Genomic DNA, 21,034 nt, shown 5'->3' on the forward strand with positions numbered 1-21,034 from the left:
CGTTTGAAATCCTTCCGGTTCGCTTACCGGGAACCTCCGCGTCTGGAAAAACCACCGCGCTTGGAATCCACGTTACGCTTCAAATCGGACATCTTCTCTTCGCTGCTCTGCTTGAATTTCGACATCATATCTTCAAATGAGGCGGGCTCGTTTCTGCTTCCTTGCCACTCGAAATTACCCGGACGGCCCGGAGAGACAAACGGCCGGCGGCCGCCGCCACGGGGTGCCGAAGGCGGCGGGTCCATTGCCTTCTTCATCGAAAGGCTGACCTTGCCTTCCTCGCTGATGCTCAGCACCTTCACCTTCACCGTCTGGTTTTCCGTCACATAGTCCCGGATTTCCTTGACATATGTGGGCGCTACCTCTGAAATGTGCACCATACCGGTCTTTCCGCCGGGAAGCTCCACAAAAGCCCCGAACTTGGTAATGCCGGTGACCTTGCCCTCCACGATTGCTCCTACCTCAAGCTGCATATACCCTAAGTTTCCTCCTTAAATTTGGCCTCTCGCCTAGTTGCCGTTTGCCAGGATGACCACCTGTTCATCGGAAAATACATATCCGAGCTCCCGGGCGATCCGCTCGATTTCCGCCTGGTCCTCCCCGGCGTCGATCATGGCCTGCAGCTCCTGGTTTTTGAGGGTCTGCTCCTGGATCTGCTGGTTGACCTGGGCGAGCGATTCCTTGGAACGGCCGATGTCCATCTGAAGCTGGACCAGCGACACCGCCACATATACGCCGAAGCCAATGCAGGCGAGCCGTAGAAGGACGCTTTTCTTTTTCTTTTTTACCGCCTTCATAGGCATATCGCTACCTTTCCACTTCCGATTTCTTCTCTTTTCGCTTGGGAGAGACGTTAAACAAATTATATAACAAAATACCGGTACGTTTCAAGCGGTATTTTGATGATCTAGAAAGTTTTTTCGAATTTTTTCCGGCCTTTTTCATGGCTTTTTGTATTTTTCTCCCAAGTTTCAGGAAAGGACGGAAAATCGGCTTTAAAATCTTATCCCGGATAAAACGCAGCACGCACCGGATGGCCCGGCTGATGGCCTGCGCTGAACGCATGATCAGCCGCCCAATGGTGCCGTAATACACCATCGCTCCCAAAAGCTCCCCCACGATCAGGTACCCGCGGATTTCCCCGGCGTTGACCCCCAGGATAAACAGGAAGGTCAGCACCCCGCAGATGCACCAGTAGAGCAGGTCCTGAAAGAAAATGACGATCTTTCCCGTGGGAATCAGCGCCCGCAGGATCCGGAATACGTCGTAAAGCGCGCCGAGCCCCGCCCCGAACGCCAGCGCCAGCAGAAAGTCCATCGTCTGGTCGGCAAGGGAAATCCCCAATCCGCCCACCTCTCTTCTCTTGCAAAGTCCAGCCGCGCGAATTCGCGCTTATTTGAAGAGACGGCCGAAAAAGCCTCCGCCGCCGGTACTGGGCTGGTCGTCGTTATAAGAGAGGCCCTGGATGTTTCCCTCCATGGTCAGCTCACCCGTCTCGATGCTCAGCTTGTTGATGTGAAGACCGGTGCCGGATACAGTAAGTTCGCCCATATCGGTAAAGACGATGATGGTTTGTTCGTCAAAGCTGTCCACGTCGGACACGCCGGATACGCTTAAGGTATGTCTATCCTCCAGGATCACATTGTGTGGAATCTTTACCTGGGGTTTCTTTTCTTCCGCCATATCAAAAACCTCCCATAATCAGTTCGGTAATGGATATGCGGATTTGGGGCGGCTTATGTCTTGTCAGTCCTCGATAATCTCATAAAGAAGACCGGCGTTTTCCTTGGTGGCGTACTCGGAGATGGAAAGGACCTTGGCCTTGAGCGGCCTCTGCCCCAGGGTAATTTCGATTAAGTCCCCCACTTTAACCTCGTAGGACGCCCGTGCGGGCACGCCGTTGACCAGCACGCGCTTGGCGTCGCAGGCTTCGTTGGCAATGGTCCTGCGCTTAATGAGCCGGGAAACCTTTAAATACTTATCCAGCCGCATAAAAGGTGCGACCTCCTTTGCATGTAATGACGCGGCCTTTGCCGCAACCTCCTGCAAAAACCAAAAAGGGCGGAGGTTTCCTCCGCCCGATCAGGTACAAATTACTCGGACACAGCGTCCTTAAACGCCTTGCCAGCCTTGAAAACCGGCTGCTTGGAAGCGGCAATGACCATTTCCTCGCCCGTGCGGGGATTGCGGCCCATTCTCTCCGCGCGCTCGCGAAGCTCAAACGTACCGAAACCCACTACCTGCACCTTGTCGCCGGCAGCTACCGCCTCGATTACCGCGTCGATTAACGCGCCAACCGCTTTTTCTGAATCCTTTTTGGTAAGCTCTGCTTTTTCTGCGACAGCAGCAATCAGCTCAGTCTTGTTCATAGTGAAACCTCCAGTTATTTTATCATTCCTCAGGCTGAGTAGCAGCCTGGTGAATTGCTTTCTTAGCCTCGTCCCAAAGAGCATCCAGCTCTTTGAGCGTCAGCTCCTGCATGGAATGGCCCTGTTCCTTTGCCAGCGCCTCCACCCGTTCAAACCGGGCAATAAACTTGTCGCACGCCTCAGTCAGCGTCTCTTCCGCGTCCGCGTCCAAAAAGCGGGACACATTAACTGCAGAAAAGAGCACGTCGCCCAGTTCCTCCCGGGCCGCGGCCTTGTCACCGGAAGAAACGGCCTCGCGAAGCTCACAGACCTCTTCCTCCAGCTTCTCAAGCGCACCTTCCTCGTTGGGCCAATCGAACCCCACCTTGGCCGCCTTCTGCTGGACCTTCGCGCTTCGCATCAAAGACGGCAGCGCCCGCGAAACCGACTGCATAACCTCGCTTTGCGTATTCTGCCCCTTTTTGCGCTTTTTTATTTCATCCCAGTTTTTGAGCACTTCGCCGGCGGTATCCGCCTTTATGTCGCTGAAAATATGGGGATGGCGCTCAATGAGTTTTTTGCAGATGCCGTCAGCCACGTCCTGAAAATCGAACCGGCCGGCTTCCTCCTCCATACGGGCGTGAAACACCACCTGCAAAAGGACGTCGCCCAATTCTTCCCGCATCAGGTCATAATCCTTCAGGTCGATGGCCTCAATGGCTTCGTAGGTTTCCTCAATGAAATTCTTGCGGATGCTTTCGTGGGTCTGCACCCGGTCCCAGGGACAGCCCTCTTCGGAACGCAGAAGCGCCATGATTTTACATAAATCCTCAACGCCGTACCGCTCCTTGAATACAAATGACACGGACATTCCTTTTCACTTCCCTAATCGGTTCGCAGGCGAACATAAGAGCGCCTGCTATTTTACCTTATCCAGCCCCGTTTTGCAAGGGCTTTCGCAATCTTTTCACCCTTTGGCAGCTTTCGGATGTCTTCGAGCGTAACCACCCGAAAAGCAAACAATGTGACCACGTACACAAAGAGCGCCGCCGCAATGGCGACCAGCACCGCCACTTTCGAAGAAATAAACCGGGCCAAAAGGCTGTTGACCAGATACCCGGTGGCCGCTGTGAAGAGCCCTGCCACAAAGGGGCGGAAGAACACCCGGCCAAAACGGGGACGCACCTTGGTGGTGCGGCATAGGACGATTAAGCCCGCGATGACCATAAAGAGATAGCTGACAATGGTGCCGATGGGCGCGCCCAAGATGTTGACCGACGGGATGCTGATAAAAATCACGTTGCACAGAAGCTTTAGGATGGCGGACACCACCAAAAGCTTTAGCACCGTAGACGCCTTGCCCACCGCCTGGAGCATACTGTTGATGGGTCCTACCTGGGTCAGCAGGATCACGCCGAGACCCAGCATGGTCAAAAGCGGGGTGGCGATGGCCACCTCGTTCGCATTGTGAAAAAGCAAGCTCATAATCGGCCCTGCCAGCACCGACATACCAAGGCCCGCCGGAATGCCGATGATGGCCGTAATACGCAAAGCCGCTTCCACGTTTTTCTTGGTCCCCACCGCGTCCCGTTTGGTCCAGGACGAGGTCACCGCCGGGATGGCGCTGACGCCGATGGAGGTGGTGATGGTGGGCACCAGGTTGAACATGGTCACCGCAAGGCCGGTATAACAGCCGTAGAGGAAATTATTGAGGTTTTCCGCCGTGTAGCCCTCCGGCAGCAGATGGCCGTACATGCCCATAAGCACGTCGGGACTGCTTTGGGAGATGTGGGCGACGATGGATTGGATGGAAAATGTGTCGATAACGGCGGTGAGCTGGTTGGTAACCGCGCCCAGCGCCACCGGAACGGCGATGGCCAGAAGGGATTTTAAGATCACCTTCTGGGGCATCGGCGCGGGGGACTGACGGATTTCTTCCTTGCTGATGCCGTCCCCGCCCAGCCTGCGGCGGATGAACAGATAGAAAGTCCCGAAGGCGGAACCCAGCATGACCGCAAAGATGGCGGCGGCGGCGGCGTACGGATAAGTTGCCTGCTTGGCAAGCTCCTCAGTCGCCACCTGGGTGCCAAAAACCACCCCCGTATCGGCATACTGCTGCATACCGATCTGCATCACGAGACTCGAGAACAAAAGGCCCAAAATCAGCTTGGTCAGCGCCTCGATGACCTGGGAAATCACCGTGGGCACCATGTTGGAAAGGCCCTGGTAATAGCCGCGGTTGACCGACATCATACAAATAAAAAATACCGCAGGCGCCATGGCAAGCATGCTGTAAAGGGCGCCGGGGTTTTTCATCACGCTGACCGCCAGCGGCGAAATCGCCAGCATCAGCACCGTGCCCGCAAGGCCGGTGACCAAAAATACACGGAAAGAAACCCGGTAGATGCGTTTGACGTCCCGGTACCGGTGGAGCACTACGTTCTCCGCCACCATCTTGGAGATGGCCACGGGGAAGCCGGCGATGGCCACCGTCTGGATCAGGTTGAACACCACATAGGCGGAGCTGAAATAGCCCATGCCGTCGGCCGATATGATATCGGTCAGCGGGATTTTAAACAACGCGCCGATGATTTTGACGATAATGACACCGGCAATCAGGATAAACGAGCCTTCCAAAAAGCTCTGCCTATTGCGTTTGGCCAACTTACCTTCACTCCCTACGTCGATTTTGCGCGAGTACCGGCGGGCTTCCTCCTCCAAAAGAGGCTATTTCCAGAACGCGTCCTGCACGAAGATCTCATCCAGCAGCCTGCTCACGACCTCGATCAGCGAAGCCTCCGCTTTGTCGTTCATCTCCCGGTAATCTTCTGGGGAATTCTCCGCCGCATCGTCGCTCACCTTGCGGATGGACAAAAACGGCACGTCGCACTTGTAGCAGACCGAGGCGATGGCCCCCGTCTCCATATCGAACGCGGTCAGGTCGAATTTATTCTTATACAGGTTTTTCTTTTCCTCGTTGTTTAAAAAGAAGTCCCCAGTGCCCAGGCGCCCGCAAACAATATCCGGGCAAGCCTTTTTCACCGCCTCCAGCAAAAGCGGATCGGCGTCGTACAGGTACTCCTGGTCCGGCTTTCTGGCAAGCTCCATCCCCATGGCGGTCAAGTCGAAATCCGCCTCCATATACTGGGTGCCGGCCACGATATCCCCCCGGCGGACGTTGGCGATGCCGCCGGACAGGCCGGAATTCAGGATCAGGTTCGCGCCGTTTGCAATCTGGAAGGAGGCGGACATAGCGGCATTCACCTTTCCCACGCCGCACTTGACGCCGGTCAGCTCAATGGTGCGCTCCCCTTTGCACAGACAGACGGTGATGAATTCGTTCTTGCGGTTGATCCCTTCCCGCATTTTCTCGATTTTCGCACAGTATTCGGCAAAGGGTTTAAACTCCATGTTGTCCGCGATAATCAACCCGATTTTCAGCTGTGTTTTATTCGTCACGTGCCCGTTCCTCCTCGGTGCATCTTTATGCATCAACATAATTTACCATTATATGAGCCAAACTCTGGCCTGTCAACGTTTCCCGGCATATTATACCACCAAAGCGGCTAAAATCATAATAAATTTACAATTTCCCGTATCAAATCCGCCAGTTTCCCCACGGATTTTCCCGCCGTTTCCACCACCTCTTCGCTGGTAAGCGGATTTTCCCCTACCCCGGCGGCCAGGTTCGTAATGCAGGAAAGGGCCAGCACCGAAAGGCCGCAGTGGGCCGCGCAGATGACCTCAGGAACCGTGGACATGCCCACCGCGTCCGCTCCCAGCGTGCGAAGCGCCCGAATTTCCGCCGGAGTTTCGTACTGGGGCCCGGGCATATAGGCATATACCCCCTCCTGCAGGGAAATCGACAGGCGGCCGGCGGCCTTGCGGGCCGTATGAAGAAGCCCGGGGGTGTAAGCTTTGGTCATGTCGGGAAATCTTGGTCCCAGCTCATCGCAGTTTTCCCCGCGCAGGGGGCTGTCGTCGAAGAACTTGATGTGGTCGGTAAGCAGCATAAGGTCCCCCGGCAGGAAGGCATGGGAAATGCCGCCGGCCGCGTTCGTCAAGATCAGGTTCTCCACCCCCGCCAGCTTTAACACCGGCACATAGGAGGCCGCCTGCGCAAAGGAATATCCCTCATAGTAATGAAACCGTCCCTCTAAAAGCAGGCAGCCGGCGTTTTCCAGCCTTCCGTAATGCAGCTGCCCCTTGTGGGAAGGGGCGGTGGACTTTGGAAAATGCGGGATGCTTTCATAGGGCAGCGTTACCCGCCCGGTCAACTCCTGTGCCAGCCGTCCCAGCCCAGAGCCCAAAACCACCGCTGTTTTCGGTATTTTGGGCAGGCGGCACTGGATATATTCCGCACTTTCACGATATGCTTCCAATCGGACATTCATTCCATCTCTCTCCTTTTGCGTCAAATCAGCTGTGTGTTTGCACAAGGGCGGGAACCCTCGGATCTTGCGCTGATGCGTATCCTGCGTCTGTATTTCTCCGGATTTTCCATAAAAGCGTGCAAAAGCGGCCGGGTCGTACTCCAGCATGGCCGCCCTGCCTTTTATTCTTTCCGCATTTCAGACAAAAACGGGAGCTTTTCGGTAAAAGCTCCCGTTTCTTCCATTCATCTTTGGGACAGATTACTCGTCCGCCTCGTCCTTTTTCGGTTCCTCCTGCGGGGCTTCCTCCCCACAGGCACCGTTCTCCCCTTCCTTGTCCGAAGTCGTTTCGTCTTCGTTCACGTCCATATAATCAAAGGAAGAGCAGCCATCCTTCTCTCCCGCCATTTTCGCACCGCATTTGTTGCAGAAAATCGCGTCGTCAGAATTGACGGCCTTGCACTTGGGGCAACGCACCACGTTACGCAGCGCGGCAATCCGGTCGGTAATGTCCGCAAGCTTGGCATACAGCGCGTCGATCTCCGGAATGCTCTCGCGAATGAGCTCGTCGGCATTGTTTTCCGTCTTCGCCGCGTCATACGCGATCTTTCCCAACGCCTCCAGGCGCTGGCTGATGTCCTTGCTGACTTCCGCCGCACTGACCTTGAGCTTGGAAAGCTCGACAATCTCGCCGGTCTTCTTGCCCGCCACTTCCGCGACGGCCTTTGCCTTGACTACTACATCTTCAAAAACGCCCATTACGCTCGCTCCTTACATCGTTAAAATAAACACAGGGGTCGAAAACGCGCACCACGCGTGAATACACCTTTATTATAAACTGCCCGGGGCAAAATAGCAAGCCGGAGCCCCTTGAAATTAAACGCCGGTAAATTCCCGCACCATAGACCCGGGCGGCACCTTACTAAGAGGAACCGGCACGAAGCGCTCAAGCCGGGAAACAATCCGGCACAGCTCACGAAAATAGGGGTTTGTGCTGTCCACCCCTCTCATCAAAGGGGCCACCATCAGCCGGTAAAGGCCCGGCTCAAAAGCGTGGAAAGAATCAATCTCAAACTGGGCCTGCCCCCGGTTTGGCTCGATGTAAAGGGTTTCCCCCCGCACCACCTGCGTCCACAGCTCCAGGGTATACCCTGGGCTGGAAGCGCGAAACCAATAGTCCCGCAGCATCCGCCGGCAAAGGCGCAGGTCCCTGGGAGACAGGATGACCTCTCCTTTATCCATAAAGGGAGTCTGCACGCTGATAAAGAGCTTATAAAGCTTTTCCTCGGGCAGCTTCTGGGAAATCACCGGGTCGAGAGCGTGGATACCCTCGATGACAATCACATCGTGGCGCCCCAGCTCAATGGGCATAGTGTCCGGGGCGCGCCGGCCCTCGTGAAAATCAAACACCGGGAACTGGGCCCGGCCTTCCTTCATCAGACCGTTTAAGCACACCTGAATGAGCGGCACGTCCAGCGCCTGAACCGTTTCCAGGTCCCGCGACCCGTCCTCCAAAAGAGGGGCCTCGGAAGCGGGACGGTAGAAGTTATCCAGGCTGACGATCTTAACGCCGATCCCTTTCCGGCGAAGCGCGTCCCCAATCATATGAGCGGTAGTGGTTTTCCCGGACGCGGAGGGGCCGGAAAACAGGACGATGTGCCGGTTCTCCACGTCCCCGGCAATCTGCCCGGCCGCCGTTTCCACCATGTTCCGATAGTCCCGGTCGGCTCTTTCGCACAGTGCCCGGCCGTCGGCAGATGCCATGGCGTTAATTTCCGCCAAATCCTGTAACATCCGTCGGGTACCGGCCATAGAATTCATACACCTTCTTCTTTTTCTCTAAGAGCGACGGGAAGCGCTCGTTGTATTCATATGGAAATTTATAATTGAATATGCGTTCGATGTAAGGCCCGTCCGGCTGCTTGAGCTTGGTGACAGCGCCCGCCCCCACCGCTAAGATAGTGTGGGTCTCGTCCATAATGTAGACGTTGTAAAGCCCGTCGAACCCGGGTTTGCTGTATCCCACGTTCTCTAGATTGCCCAGCGTGCGGCTCTGCCGGTAAAGGTAATAAGGGGAAAACCCGGCGGCGCCCAGCAGCGCTTGGGCGGTATGCAGCATGTCGGCCACCTCATTTCCCGCGCTTCTGGCCGCCCCTTCCCCGCTTTGGTTCAAATCGGACGCCCGCTTGAGAGACAGGGTATGTACCGTCACGCTCTCCGGGTTTAACCCGATTACCTGGCGCAGGGTATCCGCAAAGCCCGCGGCCGTGTCCGCCGGCAGCCCCGCGATCAGGTCCATATTGATGTTCGAAAATCCCGCCGCGCGGGCCAGATGAAACGCCTCCACCGTCTGCGCGGCGGTATGCCGCCGGCCGATGGCCGCAAGCACTTTGTCATGCATGGTCTGCGGGTTGATGCTGATGCGGGTGACGCCGCCCGCTTTGAGCGCGTCGAGCTTCTCTTTCGTGATGGTGTCCGGCCGGCCGGCTTCCACCGTATATTCGCGCACCGTGCTCAAGTCAAAATTCTCACGCACCGCCTTAAGAAGGGCGGTAAGCTGTTCGGCTGTCAGGGTGGTGGGGGTGCCGCCGCCGAAATAGACCGTTTCCAGATGCAGCCCCAGATCCTTGGAAATTTTCCCCGTTTCCTCGATTTCCTTGCAAAGCAGCCGCACATAGTCCGGAATCAGCTTAAAGGTCTTTTCAATCCCCACCGATACAAAAGAACAGTAAGCGCACCGGGTCGGGCAAAAGGGAATGGAAATGTAAAGAGAAAAGGAATCGGGGCGGGATTTCGCCAGATGCACGTTCTCCGCTTTGACCGTGTGAAGGGCAAGCTTTGTCTTTTCCTCTGACACCAAAAGCCGTTCCCGGAAATACCGGGCCGCCGCTTCCTCGCTTCCTTCCTCCGCGATGAGCCTTCGCATCAGCTTAACCGGGCGCACCCCGGTAAGAATCCCCCATTTTGGAGTAAAGCCACGCACCTTTACAAGCACTTCAAACAGGGCCACGGCCATCTGCCGCTCGCATTCCTTCTCATAATCGGGGTTGTTGTTCTCCACCTGTCTTATCCTGCTTTCCTTTGTCACAAAAGCCCGGTAAGAGGCGGTCAGAGCCGTAGTGGTTTTTCCTTTTTGCAGCGAGGTGGCAATCACGATCTCATCCTGTGCCAGCTCGTACACCACCCGGATGCGCTCCTGAGGATAAAATACCCGGCAAAGGTTCTCCATCTCGTAATGAAAAGCATGTCCATCAATGAATAGCGTCATGGTGTTCTCTCAATCTCCGTAAAAATAGGGGTTATGGTCCCGCTCGTACTGCAAGGTGGTTTCCTCGTCGTGGCCGGGCAGCACCCGGTAGTCCCCCGGGAGGGCGGCCAGCTTTTGCAGGGATTTGCACAAGGTCGGATAGCTGCCGTCGGCAAAGTCGGTCCTTCCCACCTCCAGGCGAAACAGCGTGTCCCCGGTAAAGAGCACGTCCCCACACAAATAGCAGCAGCCTCCCGCCGAATGACCGGGAGTGGAAAGCACCCGGATGGTCAGGTTTCCCACCGAAAGAGTGTCCCCGTCTTTGAGGCGCACGTCGGTGTGGATAGGAGGCAGGTCCCGCCCGAACATTTTGGATACGTTGCGCTCGGGATCGTTGACCGCATCCGCCGCATCCTCGTGCATGGCGACCAAAGCGCCGGTTTCCTTCTGCACGTCCAGAAGGGCGGCAAAATGGTCAAAGTGAGCATGAGTGAGCAGGATGTATTTGACGTGGTAGCCCTCCAGAGCGGATACGATTTTTCCCGGGCAGGACCCCGGGTCGATCACCGCCGCCTCCTTGGTTTCCTCGTCCATCAGCAGATAGCAGTTGGCGGCGAAGCCGCCCACTTTCATACGTGTGATTTTCATCGTCTTTCCTCCAGAAAACAGCAATCAAACGGAAAAAAGCAGGTCGAAGTATTCCTTGCCGTAGTTGTGAAACTCACCCGACTGGACCATCTCGGTGATTTCCTCCCGGCTGGCCCACTTGACCGCTTCCACCTCTTCCTTTTGCAGCACCAATGCAGATAGGTCCACCGGCTGGGTGAGCAGGTAGATGTCGGCAAAGTCCTGCCTTCGCATTAAGCGGCGGATGAGCCGGAAGTTCTGAGGCGGCGCGTCGATGCCCAGCTCCTCCTTGGCTTCCCGCACGGCAGTGCCAAGGCTGTCCTCCCCGGCGACCACCGAGCCGCTGGTGGACGACCATTTTCCCGGCATGGAAAACACCGTCTTCGCCCGCTTTTGGATGAGGTATTCCCCTTTTTCGTTTTTCGCCCAGATGTGCACCACCAGGTGGTAATCCCCCCGTTTGATCCGGTTGCCCCGGACCATGGTGCGCCCGGTCTTGTTTCCTTTTTCATCGAGAATATCCCATAGCTCCATATCCACACCTACCCTTTTATGATGGAATCTGCCTGTTCTTTTCTTATAACTGCGCTGTGTCGAGCAAAATGGTCACCGGCCCGTCGTTTAAAAGGGACACCTTCATATCCGCCCCAAACACGCCGGTTTCAACCTGCCCGATTCCTTCCCCTTTCAGCGCTTGTACATAGAACCGGTAAAGCCGGTCCGCCTCCTGGGGCGGGGCGGCATTGGTAAAGGAAGGGCGGCGGCCGTGACGGCAGTCGGCATACAAGGTAAACTGGGACACCACCAAGGCGCTCCCGCCTATGTCCAGCACCGACCGGTTCATTTTGTCCTGTTCGTCGGTAAAAATGCGCAGGCCCGCGGTTTTGCGCGCCAGCAGGGAAGCCTCAACCTCCCCGTCCCCATGGGTGACGCCCAGCAAAATCAGAAGCCCCGGACCGATCTCTCCAACTGTTTTTCCGTCTACTTCCACACGAGCGTTCGTTATCCGCTGAATGACCGCTCTCATCCGCCCGTCTCCTCTCTTTCTTATGCGCGTTTCGCACCAAGGACACCTGGAATCTTTGCAATGCGGGAAATGATGCTGCTCAAATGCTCCTTGCCGTTGACGCCGATGGTCAGCTGAATGCCCACGCTGCTGCCCTTGGTTTCCTGGGCGTTGAAGGCGTGGATCATCACATGCATGGCGGCCAGCTGACCGGTTAAATCGGCCAGGATCCCGTGGCGGTTGGTCACCTCCACGTTCAGGCCGCACTTGTATTCGCCCTTGTGCACCGTGTCCCAATAGGCACTGACCCACCGCTCCGGCTCGTCGGACATGGCGATGACTTTGGGTACATTGGGGCAGTCTCGTTTGTGGATGGAAACGCCGTAGCCCCGAGTGATAAACCCGATGATTTCGTCCCCAGGCAAGGGATTGCAGCAGCGGGAGAATTTCACCAGGCAATTGTCCACCCCTTCGATGATGACGCCGGAGTTGTTGACCACCTTGCGCTTGGGCGCGGTGATAGCCGTTTCCGGGTTAAAACGCTCCACCTTTACGATTCTTTGATAATCGTCCCGGATGCGGGGCATGATTCTGGACAGCACCACCCCGCCATAGCCGATGGAGGCATAGAGCTCCTCTAGAGAGTTGCAGTGCTGCTTTGCGGCTAAGTCCTGCAAGAACTCCTGCATTTTTTCTTCCGGCAGCCGGATGTTGTTGCGGGCGAATTCCCGCTCCAGCTCCGCTTTGCCTTCTATGATATTCTCTTCCTTGCACTCGTTTTTAAACCACTGGCGTATTTTGGTTCTGGCCTGGCCCGTCTGCACGATCTTCAGCCAGTCCCGGCTGGGGCCGTGCTTGGGATCGGAAGAGGTCATCACCTCGATGATTTCGCCGGTTTTCACCTTGTATTCCAGCGGCACGATCCGCCCGTCCACCTTCGCGCCGGTCATCCGGTTGCCCACGGCGGAATGGATGGCATAGGCAAAGTCGATGACGGTGGAGCCCACCGGCAGGCTGATTACATCCCCTTTTGGGGTGAGCACAAAGACCTCCTCCGGCGCCAAATCGGTCTTGATGGTACGCACGATGTCTTCCACATCGTCCGCTTCCTTCTGATTTTCCAGCATCTGGCGGATCCAGGCCAGGCGCTCCTCCAGCTTGTCCTTCCCCTGAATGCCGGCCTTGTACTTCCAGTGGGCCGCGATGCCGTATTCCGCCGTATGGTGCATGTCCCAGGTACGGATCTGCACCTCGAAGGGAACCCCCTCTTTGCCGATAACGGTAGTGTGCAGCGACTGGTACATGTTTGGCTTAGGGGTACAGATATAGTCCTTGAACCGGCTGGGAACCGGACGGAACATGTCGTGAATAATGCCTAGGACGTTATAGCAGTCGATGAGCGTATCCACAATGATGCGCACGGCGTAGATGTCGTAAATCTCGTCGAAGGACTTGCCCTGGATGATCATTTTCCGATAGATGCCGTTGACGCTTTTGACCCGGCCTTCGATGTAGACGTTTGGCATGATGGTGCTCAGGCGCTCGCGGATCTGCTCCTGCAGACTTTTCAAAAGCCGTTCCCGGTCATTTTTGCGCAGCTCCAGATTTTCCTCAATCTCGTGCACCGCCACCGGGTCCAGGTAATGGATGGACAGGTCCTCCAGTTCCTCCTTGACCGCCCGGATACCGAGACGGTGGGCGATGGGCGCGTAAATGTCCATGGTTTCCCGGGCCTTGTCCCGGCGCTTCTGCTCGGGCATATACTGGAGAGTGCGCATGTTGTGCAGCCGGTCGGCCAGTTTGATGATGATGACCCGGATATCCTGGGACATGGCCAGCAGCATCTTGCGCACGTTTTCCGCCTGCTGCTCCTCGCGGGAGGAATAGGGGATCTTATCGAGCTTGGTCACCCCGTCCACCAGAGCTGCAATGTCCTCACCAAACAGGTCGGTGATTTCCTTGAGGGTATGCCCGGTGTCCTCCACCACGTCGTGGAGCAGAGCCGCGATGATGCAGTCGGTGTCCATTCCTAAGTTTACAAGAATGGCCGCCACATTGAGCGGATGGAGAAAATACGGCTCGCCCGACTGGCGCTTCTGTCCCTTGTGGGCGTCGAACGCATAATCGTATGCCTTGTGCACCTGCTCGTAATCATAGGGCCGGCCGGTCTCCTTCATAATCTGGTAAAGCCAGTCATAAGTCATTTCCATCGTCTCACCTCCCCGCCTCGTTTCTCTTTCGCCGCAGCTCGCACAAAACCGCGGAATCGTCCAAATTCACTTTTCCCTTAGTGGGCAGCAGCCGGATATCCAGCTGGCCCGCCCTATTTTCATAGGCGGCGATACCCAGCTCCTGCAGCGCGTCCAGCGCCACCAGCAGCTTACCGCTCCCCAGCCCCAGCCGGTGAAAAAGCAAGTCGATGCTGCCCCGGTAGCCGCCCTGAGCGCGCACATAGCGAAAGAGCGCCGCCATTTCGTCCCGATTTGGGCACAAAGCCGCCAACTCCTCTTCCCTACATGGTTCTCCTCTTTGCAGGGATTCATACAAGCGAAGGCCCTCGGTACAGGCTTCTTCTTTGAGTCCGGAAGGCCGCGCGTCCTTGACGATCACCGAAAGGCTCTGCTCCCCGCGATACTCCGAAATGGAGAGGGACACCGCCAAATCAAGCTTTTCGCCCTGGGAAAAGGCGAGTTCCGCCGCCGGCATTCCGAACCATACCGCCTGCACCTGCACATTATCCCGCCAGAGGTTTAAGCGCACATGCTTGCCCCCCGCCAGCGGCGTGGCGCTTTGCAGCGTCATCCCAAACAGGCCGAACAAGGGCGCCGGGTTCTCGCAGCCGAAGGGCTCGAGAAAATGCAGGTCCCGCACCGCTTCCAGGGAAAGAGAGGCCGGGCGCAGCTTGCAGTCGAGCGTAAGCTTGGGAAGGGGCATTGGCGTTGAAAGCCCCGCCGCATAGGCATTGACGGCCCGGCGGAATTCGTCCACGTTTCCGGCTTCCAGCTCCAGCCCCGCCGCCAGCTTATGCCCGCCGAACCGGGTCAGGTGAATCGAACAGGCGGCGATGGCGTCGTACAGCGAAAAGCCCTCGATGCTCCGGCCGGAGCCCTTGGCCCGATCTCCTTCGATCGAAATCAGAATACAGGGCTTGGCGTACCGCTCCACCATCTTGGAGGCGACGATGCCGATGACTCCTTTGTGCCATTCCTCTCCGGCCAGCACCAGCACCCGGTCGTAAGCAAAAGCCGGATTCTCGTCCAGAATCTGCTGGGCCTTTTGGAGGATATCCGCTTCCATCTGCTGGCGAAGCCGGTTTTCCCCGTCGATCTCCTGGGCCAGGTCCTTGGCCTCCTGGGGATCCTCCGACAAAAGCAGGCGAACCGCCCGGTCGGGGGAACCGATCCGTCCCGCGGCGTTGATGCGCGGGGCCAGGGAAAACGCCACATTTGTGCCGGTGAGCCGGCGCCCGGTCATCCCCGCCGCGTCTAAAAGAGCGGCCACGCCCGCCCGGTCGGAGTTGCTTAGGTGCAAAAGCCCCCGCTGGACCAGCGCCCGGTTTTCCCCCTTTAAGGGAACCACGTCTCCCATGGTGCCGATGGCCACCAAGTCCGCGTACTCGTCCAAAAGCCCCTCCGGCTCGCCGCCTTCCAAGGCTTGTACCAGTTTAAAGGCAACGCCCACTCCCGCGTAGTCATGAAACCGGCTGGGGCAGTCAGCCCGGTGCGGGTTAACCACCGCGCAGGCGTTGGGAAGCACGTCACCGGGAGTATGATGGTCGGTCACCACCACGTCCATCCCAAGGGAATTTGCATAGTCGATTTCCTCGTGGGCGGACACGCCGTTGTCCACCGTAATCAGAAGCTTGACCCCGTCCTCATGAAGGGCGGCGACGGCTTCCTTGTTGAGCCCGTAACCCTCCCCTTCCCGCTGGGGGATATAGTAACGCACATCCGCGTCCCTGGCGCAAAGATAGGAATAGAGCACCGCCGTTGCCGTGACGCCGTCCGCGTCGTAGTCGCCGTAGACCGCGATCCGCTCAAAGTTCTCAATGGCATCCTCTACCCGCTCTGCCGCCTTGTCCATATCCGCAAAGGAGAACGGGTCTTCAAAGGCATCCGTCCCGTTTATGTATGCAATGGCCGCTTGTGGGTCGTCAAAGCCGCGCCCGGCCAGCAGCACGCTGAGCAGGCCGGAAAACTGGCCCGATTCGCTCAGCGCATTTGCCGCCGCCCGGTCAAAGGAATGAAGCACCCATCTTTTTCTTCCCATAAACTTTCCTCACCGTCTGATTTTCCCGCGTTTGCCCAAGCCGTAGGGCAAAGAGGCGCCACTCGTTGATATCGTTTTATTTTACCACTTTTGCCCGTTTGATTCAACCGCAATCTTTTCAGGTATTCCACAAGCTGTCGTAAATGTCCATCCGTCTTTCCATCACCGCCGCATAGCCCGCTTTGGCCCATTCTCCTACGTTTTCCCTGTCCTTCGGCGCCGGCACCCGGATGGCCAGTACCTGTTTGAGCGCACCTGTGTCCAGAAGATCCTGCAGCCGCCGGGCCGCTTTGTCCTCCCGCGCATTTGCCCCTTTCTGTGCGGTACCGGTTTCCACCAGCAGCAGACGCTGGGCGCCCAGCTCCCGCAGCGGCCAAAGCAGGGAGGTCTTGAGCAGAACATTCCCGTATAACAAGTACCGCTCACCCCGGGCGGTCAATAAAGTCTTTTCCCCGAAGATGCAGGCGGCCGCCATGGGCAGCGCCTCCGCCCGGGCAATCACGGCCGAATCCCCCGCCGAACCGGGAGGAATCATAACCGCAGTAATATCCTTAGCCCGCTGCAGATCGAAGGCCGACAGGGCGCAGGCGGGCGGCAGCGGACCCAACGGCGCAATCCCGGCCCGTTCTAAAATCTTAGTCAGGCGCCGTTTGCGCCGCCAGCGGGAAACCGGGCCGCCCCGGTTTTCAAAGCGCAGCAGCTTCATCAGCGCTCCCAGTTGGGCAGAGGTATCCACCTCCTGACAAAAAAGCAGCGCCGGCAGCGCAGCCGTCCCGGTTGCAGACACCGCCGCCACCCGAATTTCCAGTTTGCGCAGCGCCGCCAGCGCGCCGATGGCCGCCGCAGCGCTCGCTCCATCGCCCATCAGGGCGACTCCCGTTTTCAAGCCGCTCTCCCCCTTTCCGACGATCTTTCCTTTCCATCGAAATTGGCATGGCTCGTTCGCATGCAACCCTTTCCTTCCAATGTACTCAAAAGGAGGCCTCCTGGTTCCTGTCCGTTTTCATGCGGCCGCTCTGTCCCGGTTGCGGCCAGGGCTGCCAAGTGGTACAATACAATTGAAATTGCTGCACAAAGGAGAAGATTCGCTTGCGTTACCGGATGAAAGATGGATGTCTCCAGATCCAGGAATCCAGCGCCGAAGATACCGGCGCGGACCGGGTTATCTGCGTATTCGGCCTGGAGGAAGCGAAGGCGGCCGCGGCGGATTTTGGGCTTTCCCCCTCTTTTCTGGCCGAAGCGTTTGAGAATCGTTCCACCCGCGTCGAATGTCACGAGAATTTGGACCTTTTCTGTATCCACACCCTTGCCCACGCGGGGCAAGCCGATTCTTTTTCTACTGTCTTCGTCTTTCTGCAGCGGGAGAACCTGCTGTTTGCCTGCAAGGAGCCTCAGCGCGTGGAAGCCATGATGGAGCGCATCCGCAGGGACGACAAGGCAGACCAAAGCTTTGGCCGGGTGCTGTGCGAATTTTTTAATATCCTGATGGAAAAGGACACGTCCCGTTTGGAGGGTATGGAACAGGAAATTACCAGCTTGGAGGACGAAATCCTCCTCAACCGGCAAAAGGTAGACTATGTTCGCCGCATCATCGTCCTGCGCAAGCGGCTGATGGTGCTGCGGCGGTATTACGAGCAGCTTCTGGACGTGTTTTCCTACATTGACGGAAATGAAAACGGGTTGTTCGAAAAACGGTCCCTGCGCGCCTTTCGCATTCTCGCCGGCAAGGCCGATCGGCTTTACCATAACGTACTCGGCCTGCGCGATTACGTCACCCAAATCCGGGAGGCGTACCAAGCGGAGGTGGACATCAACCTGAACACCACCATGAAGATTTTTACCGTTATCACCGCTATTTTTCTTCCCCTTACCCTGGTGGCCGGCTGGTATGGGATGAACTTCAATATGCCCGAATACCAGTCTCCTTACGGCTATCCCATCGTCATTGCCGTGAGTCTGATTGTGGTGGCGGCCTGCTTGTTGTTCTTTAAAAAGCGCAAGTGGTTTTAATTACAAAAAGGAAGAGGGCCGGGATTATTTCCGGCCCTCTTCCTTTTTTATCTGCCTATTCCAGAGAAGATAGAATTCTAGATTCGTGCTCGTCGTCCATTCCCACCCGGCGGGTAGGGAAACCGGCCGATCGAATTCACACTTTTCTTCGTTTTGCCGCCGCCCTAATTTCCTGCACGGTGGATTCCTCAATGCCCTGGGGATGATAGCCGGGCTTTCCAAGGTAATAACCCTGCATATAATCCGCACCCAGAGAAATAAGCGTTTCCATTTCGCTCCTGGTTTCCACTCCTTCCGCAATGACCTTAATGTGACGTTCCTTGGAATAAGCGATCAGGTTTTCGAAAAGCACCTGCCGGTTTTCATCCTCATCAATTCCCCGAACGATGGACATATCGATCTTCACAAAGTCCGGCGTAACCGACAGCAGCACCGCGTCCCCGTTATAGCCCGAACCGAAATCGTCGAGCGCCAGGCAGCAATCCCAATACTGCACCAGGCGCTGTTTGCGGCTGGTGGCCTGCTCGTCGATTTCGTCGTTCTCGGTCAGCTCGATAACGATACGGTCCAGAAGCGGACGGTAGAGCTTTTCAATGTCGTAAATGTCGCTCTCGGTGAGAAGCTGGTTGGGGATGGAATTGATAAACACCTTGCACCCGGCAAGCGCCTCTTGGTTGCGGTCAAAAGCCTTGAGCGCCTTAAACCAGGTCAGGTGCTCGATTTGGTAGAGCTTGGACTGGGACCGGGCCAGACGCAGCACGTCCACCGGCGAATTGAGAGTGCCCATCTGCGGGCGCATAAGCGCTTCGTAAGCGAACACCTGGCCGCTCACCGCGTCCACAATCGGCTGGAAAGCGTATTCCACCAGCTCCTCGTCGATAAGCTTGTTGAGATCCTCCCGGCTGCGCAGCAGGAAGGAATCCCGGTTGTAGCTTTCCCGGTCGAACTCATAGAGCTCGCCTTTGATGGTATTCTTGACCTTGTACATGGAAAAATCCGCATATTTGATAAGCTCTTCATAAGAGGTAGAATCTTCCGGATACCAGGAGACGCCGGCGGAAGCCCGGATTTTGATGGTGCGGGAATCCGGCAGGGTCAGCGTCGCCTTGCGCAAGTCCTCGCGCACGTCGCCAATCACCCGGCGGATCTGCTTTTTATCTTCATAGCCGGAAAGGAACACATAGAACTCGTCGCCGGACATACGTGCGACGACACCGTTATGTGCAATGAATTCCTTGAAGATGGAAGCAGCGCATCGGATGTATTCGTCGCCGAAATCATGGCCGTAGGTGTCGTTGATGTATTTGAGGTTATCCAGGTCGAACATAATGAAGGCCGCCATTCCCAGGGCTTTGGGATTCTCAAAGCACTTGGCGATTCTTGTATGGAAGGCGCGGCGGTTTAGAAGATTTGTAAGCAGGTCGTAGTCCCGCTCATACTCGATCTTCTTCTTTTCGAGCATTTCCTGGGTCACGTCCACCGCTACCCCCAGCATATGCTCCCGGTCCTGCACCAGCTTGACGCGCACCCATTTGGGCACGCCCTGTTTGGTAAGCAGGCGGTAAACCTTCACCCTCCCGCCGTCCTCCGTAGTATCCACATACCGCTCCTTTTCCCTCAGCATCCGGTCAAACTGCTGCACGGGAAGATAAGAAGCTTTGTCGGGACCGTCGATTTCCATGATGGCAAAAAAGTCGTCGGTACAGAACACTCGGTCCACGCCCTCTTGCTGTTCAAACGCGCCGATGGGGATGTTTGCCATATGGATGATCTGGGAAAGCTTGGAGGCCGAATCAAACACGCTGCTGCTCAGGGACTCCACCGCCGACGCCAGCTCGTCGATCTCGGTGATGCGTGTCTTTTCCAGCCGCACCGGCTTGGTCGGGTCGCTTTCCCGTACCTTGCGCACCAGAGCGGTAATGGGTTTTGTAAAAAAGGAGCCCACCATCAAAACGCTGACAATACTGATGAACAAAGATAAAACCAGCGCAATGAGCACGGCGGTCTGTACGCTTCTCGAAAAGCTCAAAAGATTTTTGCTTTGTACGATTCCGGCCAAAGCCCACTTCTCATTTTCAAAAGGCGTATTAGAATTATAGAGCTTGAGGTGCTGCAGGCTTGCAAAGGTGGTATCGGTGATCCGCTCGTTTTGCTCAAGCCGGTAAACGTTGGCATAATCCGGCTGGGGAGCAAGGGCTACCCGTTCTTCCTCCCCAAACAGCACTTTGGAAATGGGGCCGCTTGCCAGCACCAGGTCCACTTGCATGTCCTCGTTTTCGTCCACGCACAAAAGGTACGCGCCTTTGTCGCTGCCGTCCACTTCTGCGGAAGGAAGCATGGTGCGCAGGTAATCGAGCTTGAGCTCCACCCCCAGCACCCCGTACGCCGTTCCATCCTCCTGCCGCAGAGGGATGGAATAGGTGATGACTTCCTCTTCATCGTCGTATAAGCAAAAAGGGCGGCACCAATAGCCAAGATCGGCGGTGGAAACCTGCGGGTGCTCCACCGCCGCCTGAAAAGGCTTTTGATAAAACCGGCAGTATTCCGGGTCGTCGGCGTAAAACTGGAAGGTGGGGTACCAGCCGGTATCCATAGGAATGCCCAGCGTCTTGGTAATGGCAGAGGGTGCCCGCTCGATGAGCAGGTCGGAAGTATCGTTAGGGTTGGTCACCGGGTCGTCGTCCCGGATATAAAGACCGGACTTCACCGTATCCGCCGCCGATAGATCGGCCGGATCCTGCCCGTTTAAGATCAAAAACGCACCGGTCACGGAGTTTTTCCGGATCAGATAGAGAATGTCCGCACTGGTTTGCTCGAGAATTTCGACGGCTAAAGGCGAGTTGGCCGTAATGTCGGAAAGGGCGGCGTTTTCCTGCGCCAGAACCTGGGCGACCTTGTTGTTGACCGTCTCCTCCGTTTCCGTTAAGTTGGACCAGCGCTGGATCATTTCGTTTTGCAGATAATTCTTGCGGTTGATGACCCGTTCGTTGAGAATATCAAAGGAATTGTTGTTGAGCTGCTCGATGGTGCCGCCCCAAAGAATGGTGCCGGCAAACAGACCCGCCTGTACCAGCATGACCACAATCATGGGAAAAAGCATCTTTTTCATAATGGAGTTGCTTTTGAGTTTTTTTATTCGCACCATTCTGCTTTC

The 21,034-nt window shown here is 56.5% G+C and carries 21 protein-coding genes; 1 reads left to right on the forward strand and 20 read right to left on the reverse strand.

Going from position 1 to position 21,034, the window contains the following annotated elements; all coding sequences use genetic code 11:
- Nucleotides 1-23: 23 nt before the first annotated feature.
- The 19 genes from WMO26_RS01940 to WMO26_RS02030 form a co-directional block, all read right to left on the reverse strand.
- Entirely contained in the window at nucleotides 24-473 is a 450-nt protein-coding gene (locus tag WMO26_RS01940) for a S1 RNA-binding domain-containing protein (RefSeq protein WP_349217842.1), read from the reverse strand.
- A gap of 36 nt (nucleotides 474-509) precedes the next feature.
- Complete coding sequence (locus tag WMO26_RS01945; protein WP_349217843.1) at nucleotides 510-797, reverse strand: septum formation initiator family protein; 288 nt, start codon at nucleotides 795-797, stop codon at nucleotides 510-512.
- Between the two features lie 10 nt (nucleotides 798-807).
- Nucleotides 808-1,344 (reverse strand): spore cortex biosynthesis protein YabQ, encoded by a 537-nt coding sequence (yabQ, locus tag WMO26_RS01950; RefSeq protein ID WP_349217844.1) that lies wholly within the window; start codon nucleotides 1,342-1,344, stop codon nucleotides 808-810.
- A gap of 48 nt (nucleotides 1,345-1,392) precedes the next feature.
- The gene (yabP, locus tag WMO26_RS01955) at nucleotides 1,393-1,683 is read right to left on the reverse strand and encodes a sporulation protein YabP (protein ID WP_349217845.1); all 291 of its coding nucleotides are present in this window, start codon (nucleotides 1,681-1,683) and stop codon (nucleotides 1,393-1,395) included.
- A 63-nt stretch (nucleotides 1,684-1,746) separates the two neighbouring features.
- On the reverse strand, nucleotides 1,747-1,992 hold the full coding sequence (locus tag WMO26_RS01960) for an RNA-binding S4 domain-containing protein (RefSeq protein WP_349217846.1): 246 nt from the start codon (nucleotides 1,990-1,992) through the stop codon (nucleotides 1,747-1,749).
- A 101-nt stretch (nucleotides 1,993-2,093) separates the two neighbouring features.
- Nucleotides 2,094-2,369, reverse strand: coding sequence for an HU family DNA-binding protein (locus tag WMO26_RS01965; protein ID WP_349217847.1), 276 nt, complete (start codon nucleotides 2,367-2,369; stop codon nucleotides 2,094-2,096).
- Between the two features lie 22 nt (nucleotides 2,370-2,391).
- Nucleotides 2,392-3,219 (reverse strand): nucleoside triphosphate pyrophosphohydrolase, encoded by an 828-nt coding sequence (gene mazG / locus WMO26_RS01970; RefSeq protein WP_349217848.1) that lies wholly within the window; start codon nucleotides 3,217-3,219, stop codon nucleotides 2,392-2,394.
- A gap of 53 nt (nucleotides 3,220-3,272) precedes the next feature.
- Nucleotides 3,273-5,012 carry a putative polysaccharide biosynthesis protein gene (locus WMO26_RS01975; RefSeq protein ID WP_349217849.1) on the reverse strand — a complete coding sequence of 580 codons (1,740 nt, stop codon included), beginning with the start codon at nucleotides 5,010-5,012 and terminating at the stop codon, nucleotides 3,273-3,275.
- Between the two features lie 63 nt (nucleotides 5,013-5,075).
- A complete protein-coding gene (mtnN, locus tag WMO26_RS01980; protein WP_349217850.1) occupies nucleotides 5,076-5,807 on the reverse strand; it encodes a 5'-methylthioadenosine/S-adenosylhomocysteine nucleosidase in 732 nt (243 codons plus the stop codon).
- A gap of 113 nt (nucleotides 5,808-5,920) precedes the next feature.
- Complete coding sequence (locus WMO26_RS01985; RefSeq protein ID WP_349217851.1) at nucleotides 5,921-6,742, reverse strand: purine-nucleoside phosphorylase; 822 nt, start codon at nucleotides 6,740-6,742, stop codon at nucleotides 5,921-5,923.
- 240 nt (nucleotides 6,743-6,982) lie between these two features.
- On the reverse strand, nucleotides 6,983-7,480 hold the full coding sequence (locus tag WMO26_RS01990) for a zinc ribbon domain-containing protein (protein WP_349217852.1): 498 nt from the start codon (nucleotides 7,478-7,480) through the stop codon (nucleotides 6,983-6,985).
- 117 nt (nucleotides 7,481-7,597) lie between these two features.
- Nucleotides 7,598-8,503 carry a uridine kinase family protein gene (locus WMO26_RS01995; protein ID WP_349217853.1) on the reverse strand — a complete coding sequence of 302 codons (906 nt, stop codon included), beginning with the start codon at nucleotides 8,501-8,503 and terminating at the stop codon, nucleotides 7,598-7,600.
- Nucleotides 8,490-9,989, reverse strand: coding sequence for a coproporphyrinogen dehydrogenase HemZ (gene hemZ, locus WMO26_RS02000; protein ID WP_349217854.1), 1,500 nt, complete (start codon nucleotides 9,987-9,989; stop codon nucleotides 8,490-8,492). The genes WMO26_RS01995 and hemZ overlap by 14 nt, the downstream gene beginning before the upstream one ends.
- 9 nt (nucleotides 9,990-9,998) lie before the next feature.
- On the reverse strand, nucleotides 9,999-10,616 hold the full coding sequence (locus WMO26_RS02005) for an MBL fold metallo-hydrolase (protein ID WP_349217855.1): 618 nt from the start codon (nucleotides 10,614-10,616) through the stop codon (nucleotides 9,999-10,001).
- Nucleotides 10,617-10,640: 24 nt separating this feature from the next.
- The gene (locus tag WMO26_RS02010; protein WP_349217856.1) at nucleotides 10,641-11,129 is read right to left on the reverse strand and encodes an NUDIX hydrolase; all 489 of its coding nucleotides are present in this window, start codon (nucleotides 11,127-11,129) and stop codon (nucleotides 10,641-10,643) included.
- A gap of 43 nt (nucleotides 11,130-11,172) precedes the next feature.
- A complete protein-coding gene (gene dtd / locus WMO26_RS02015; RefSeq protein ID WP_349217857.1) occupies nucleotides 11,173-11,622 on the reverse strand; it encodes a D-aminoacyl-tRNA deacylase in 450 nt (149 codons plus the stop codon).
- 20 nt (nucleotides 11,623-11,642) lie between these two features.
- Complete coding sequence (locus WMO26_RS02020) at nucleotides 11,643-13,811, reverse strand: RelA/SpoT family protein (protein ID WP_349217858.1); 2,169 nt, start codon at nucleotides 13,809-13,811, stop codon at nucleotides 11,643-11,645.
- A 4-nt stretch (nucleotides 13,812-13,815) separates the two neighbouring features.
- Nucleotides 13,816-15,870, reverse strand: coding sequence for a single-stranded-DNA-specific exonuclease RecJ (gene recJ, locus WMO26_RS02025; protein WP_349217859.1), 2,055 nt, complete (start codon nucleotides 15,868-15,870; stop codon nucleotides 13,816-13,818).
- A 118-nt stretch (nucleotides 15,871-15,988) separates the two neighbouring features.
- Entirely contained in the window at nucleotides 15,989-16,756 is a 768-nt protein-coding gene (locus WMO26_RS02030; RefSeq protein ID WP_349217860.1) for a hypothetical protein, read from the reverse strand.
- Between the two features lie 203 nt (nucleotides 16,757-16,959).
- On the opposite strand from WMO26_RS02030, the gene WMO26_RS02035 reads away from it, so the two are divergent.
- Entirely contained in the window at nucleotides 16,960-17,880 is a 921-nt protein-coding gene (locus WMO26_RS02035; protein WP_349217861.1) for a magnesium transporter CorA family protein, read from the forward strand.
- Between the two features lie 136 nt (nucleotides 17,881-18,016).
- On the opposite strand, the gene WMO26_RS02040 is transcribed toward WMO26_RS02035, so the two are convergent.
- On the reverse strand, nucleotides 18,017-21,025 hold the full coding sequence (locus tag WMO26_RS02040) for an EAL domain-containing protein (RefSeq protein WP_349217862.1): 3,009 nt from the start codon (nucleotides 21,023-21,025) through the stop codon (nucleotides 18,017-18,019).
- Nucleotides 21,026-21,034: the final 9 nt, after the last annotated feature.

Origin of the sequence: Solibaculum intestinale (assembly GCF_040096205.1) — a bacterium.
In the GTDB taxonomy this organism is placed as follows: Bacteria; Bacillota; Clostridia; order Oscillospirales; family Acutalibacteraceae; genus Solibaculum_A; species Solibaculum_A intestinale.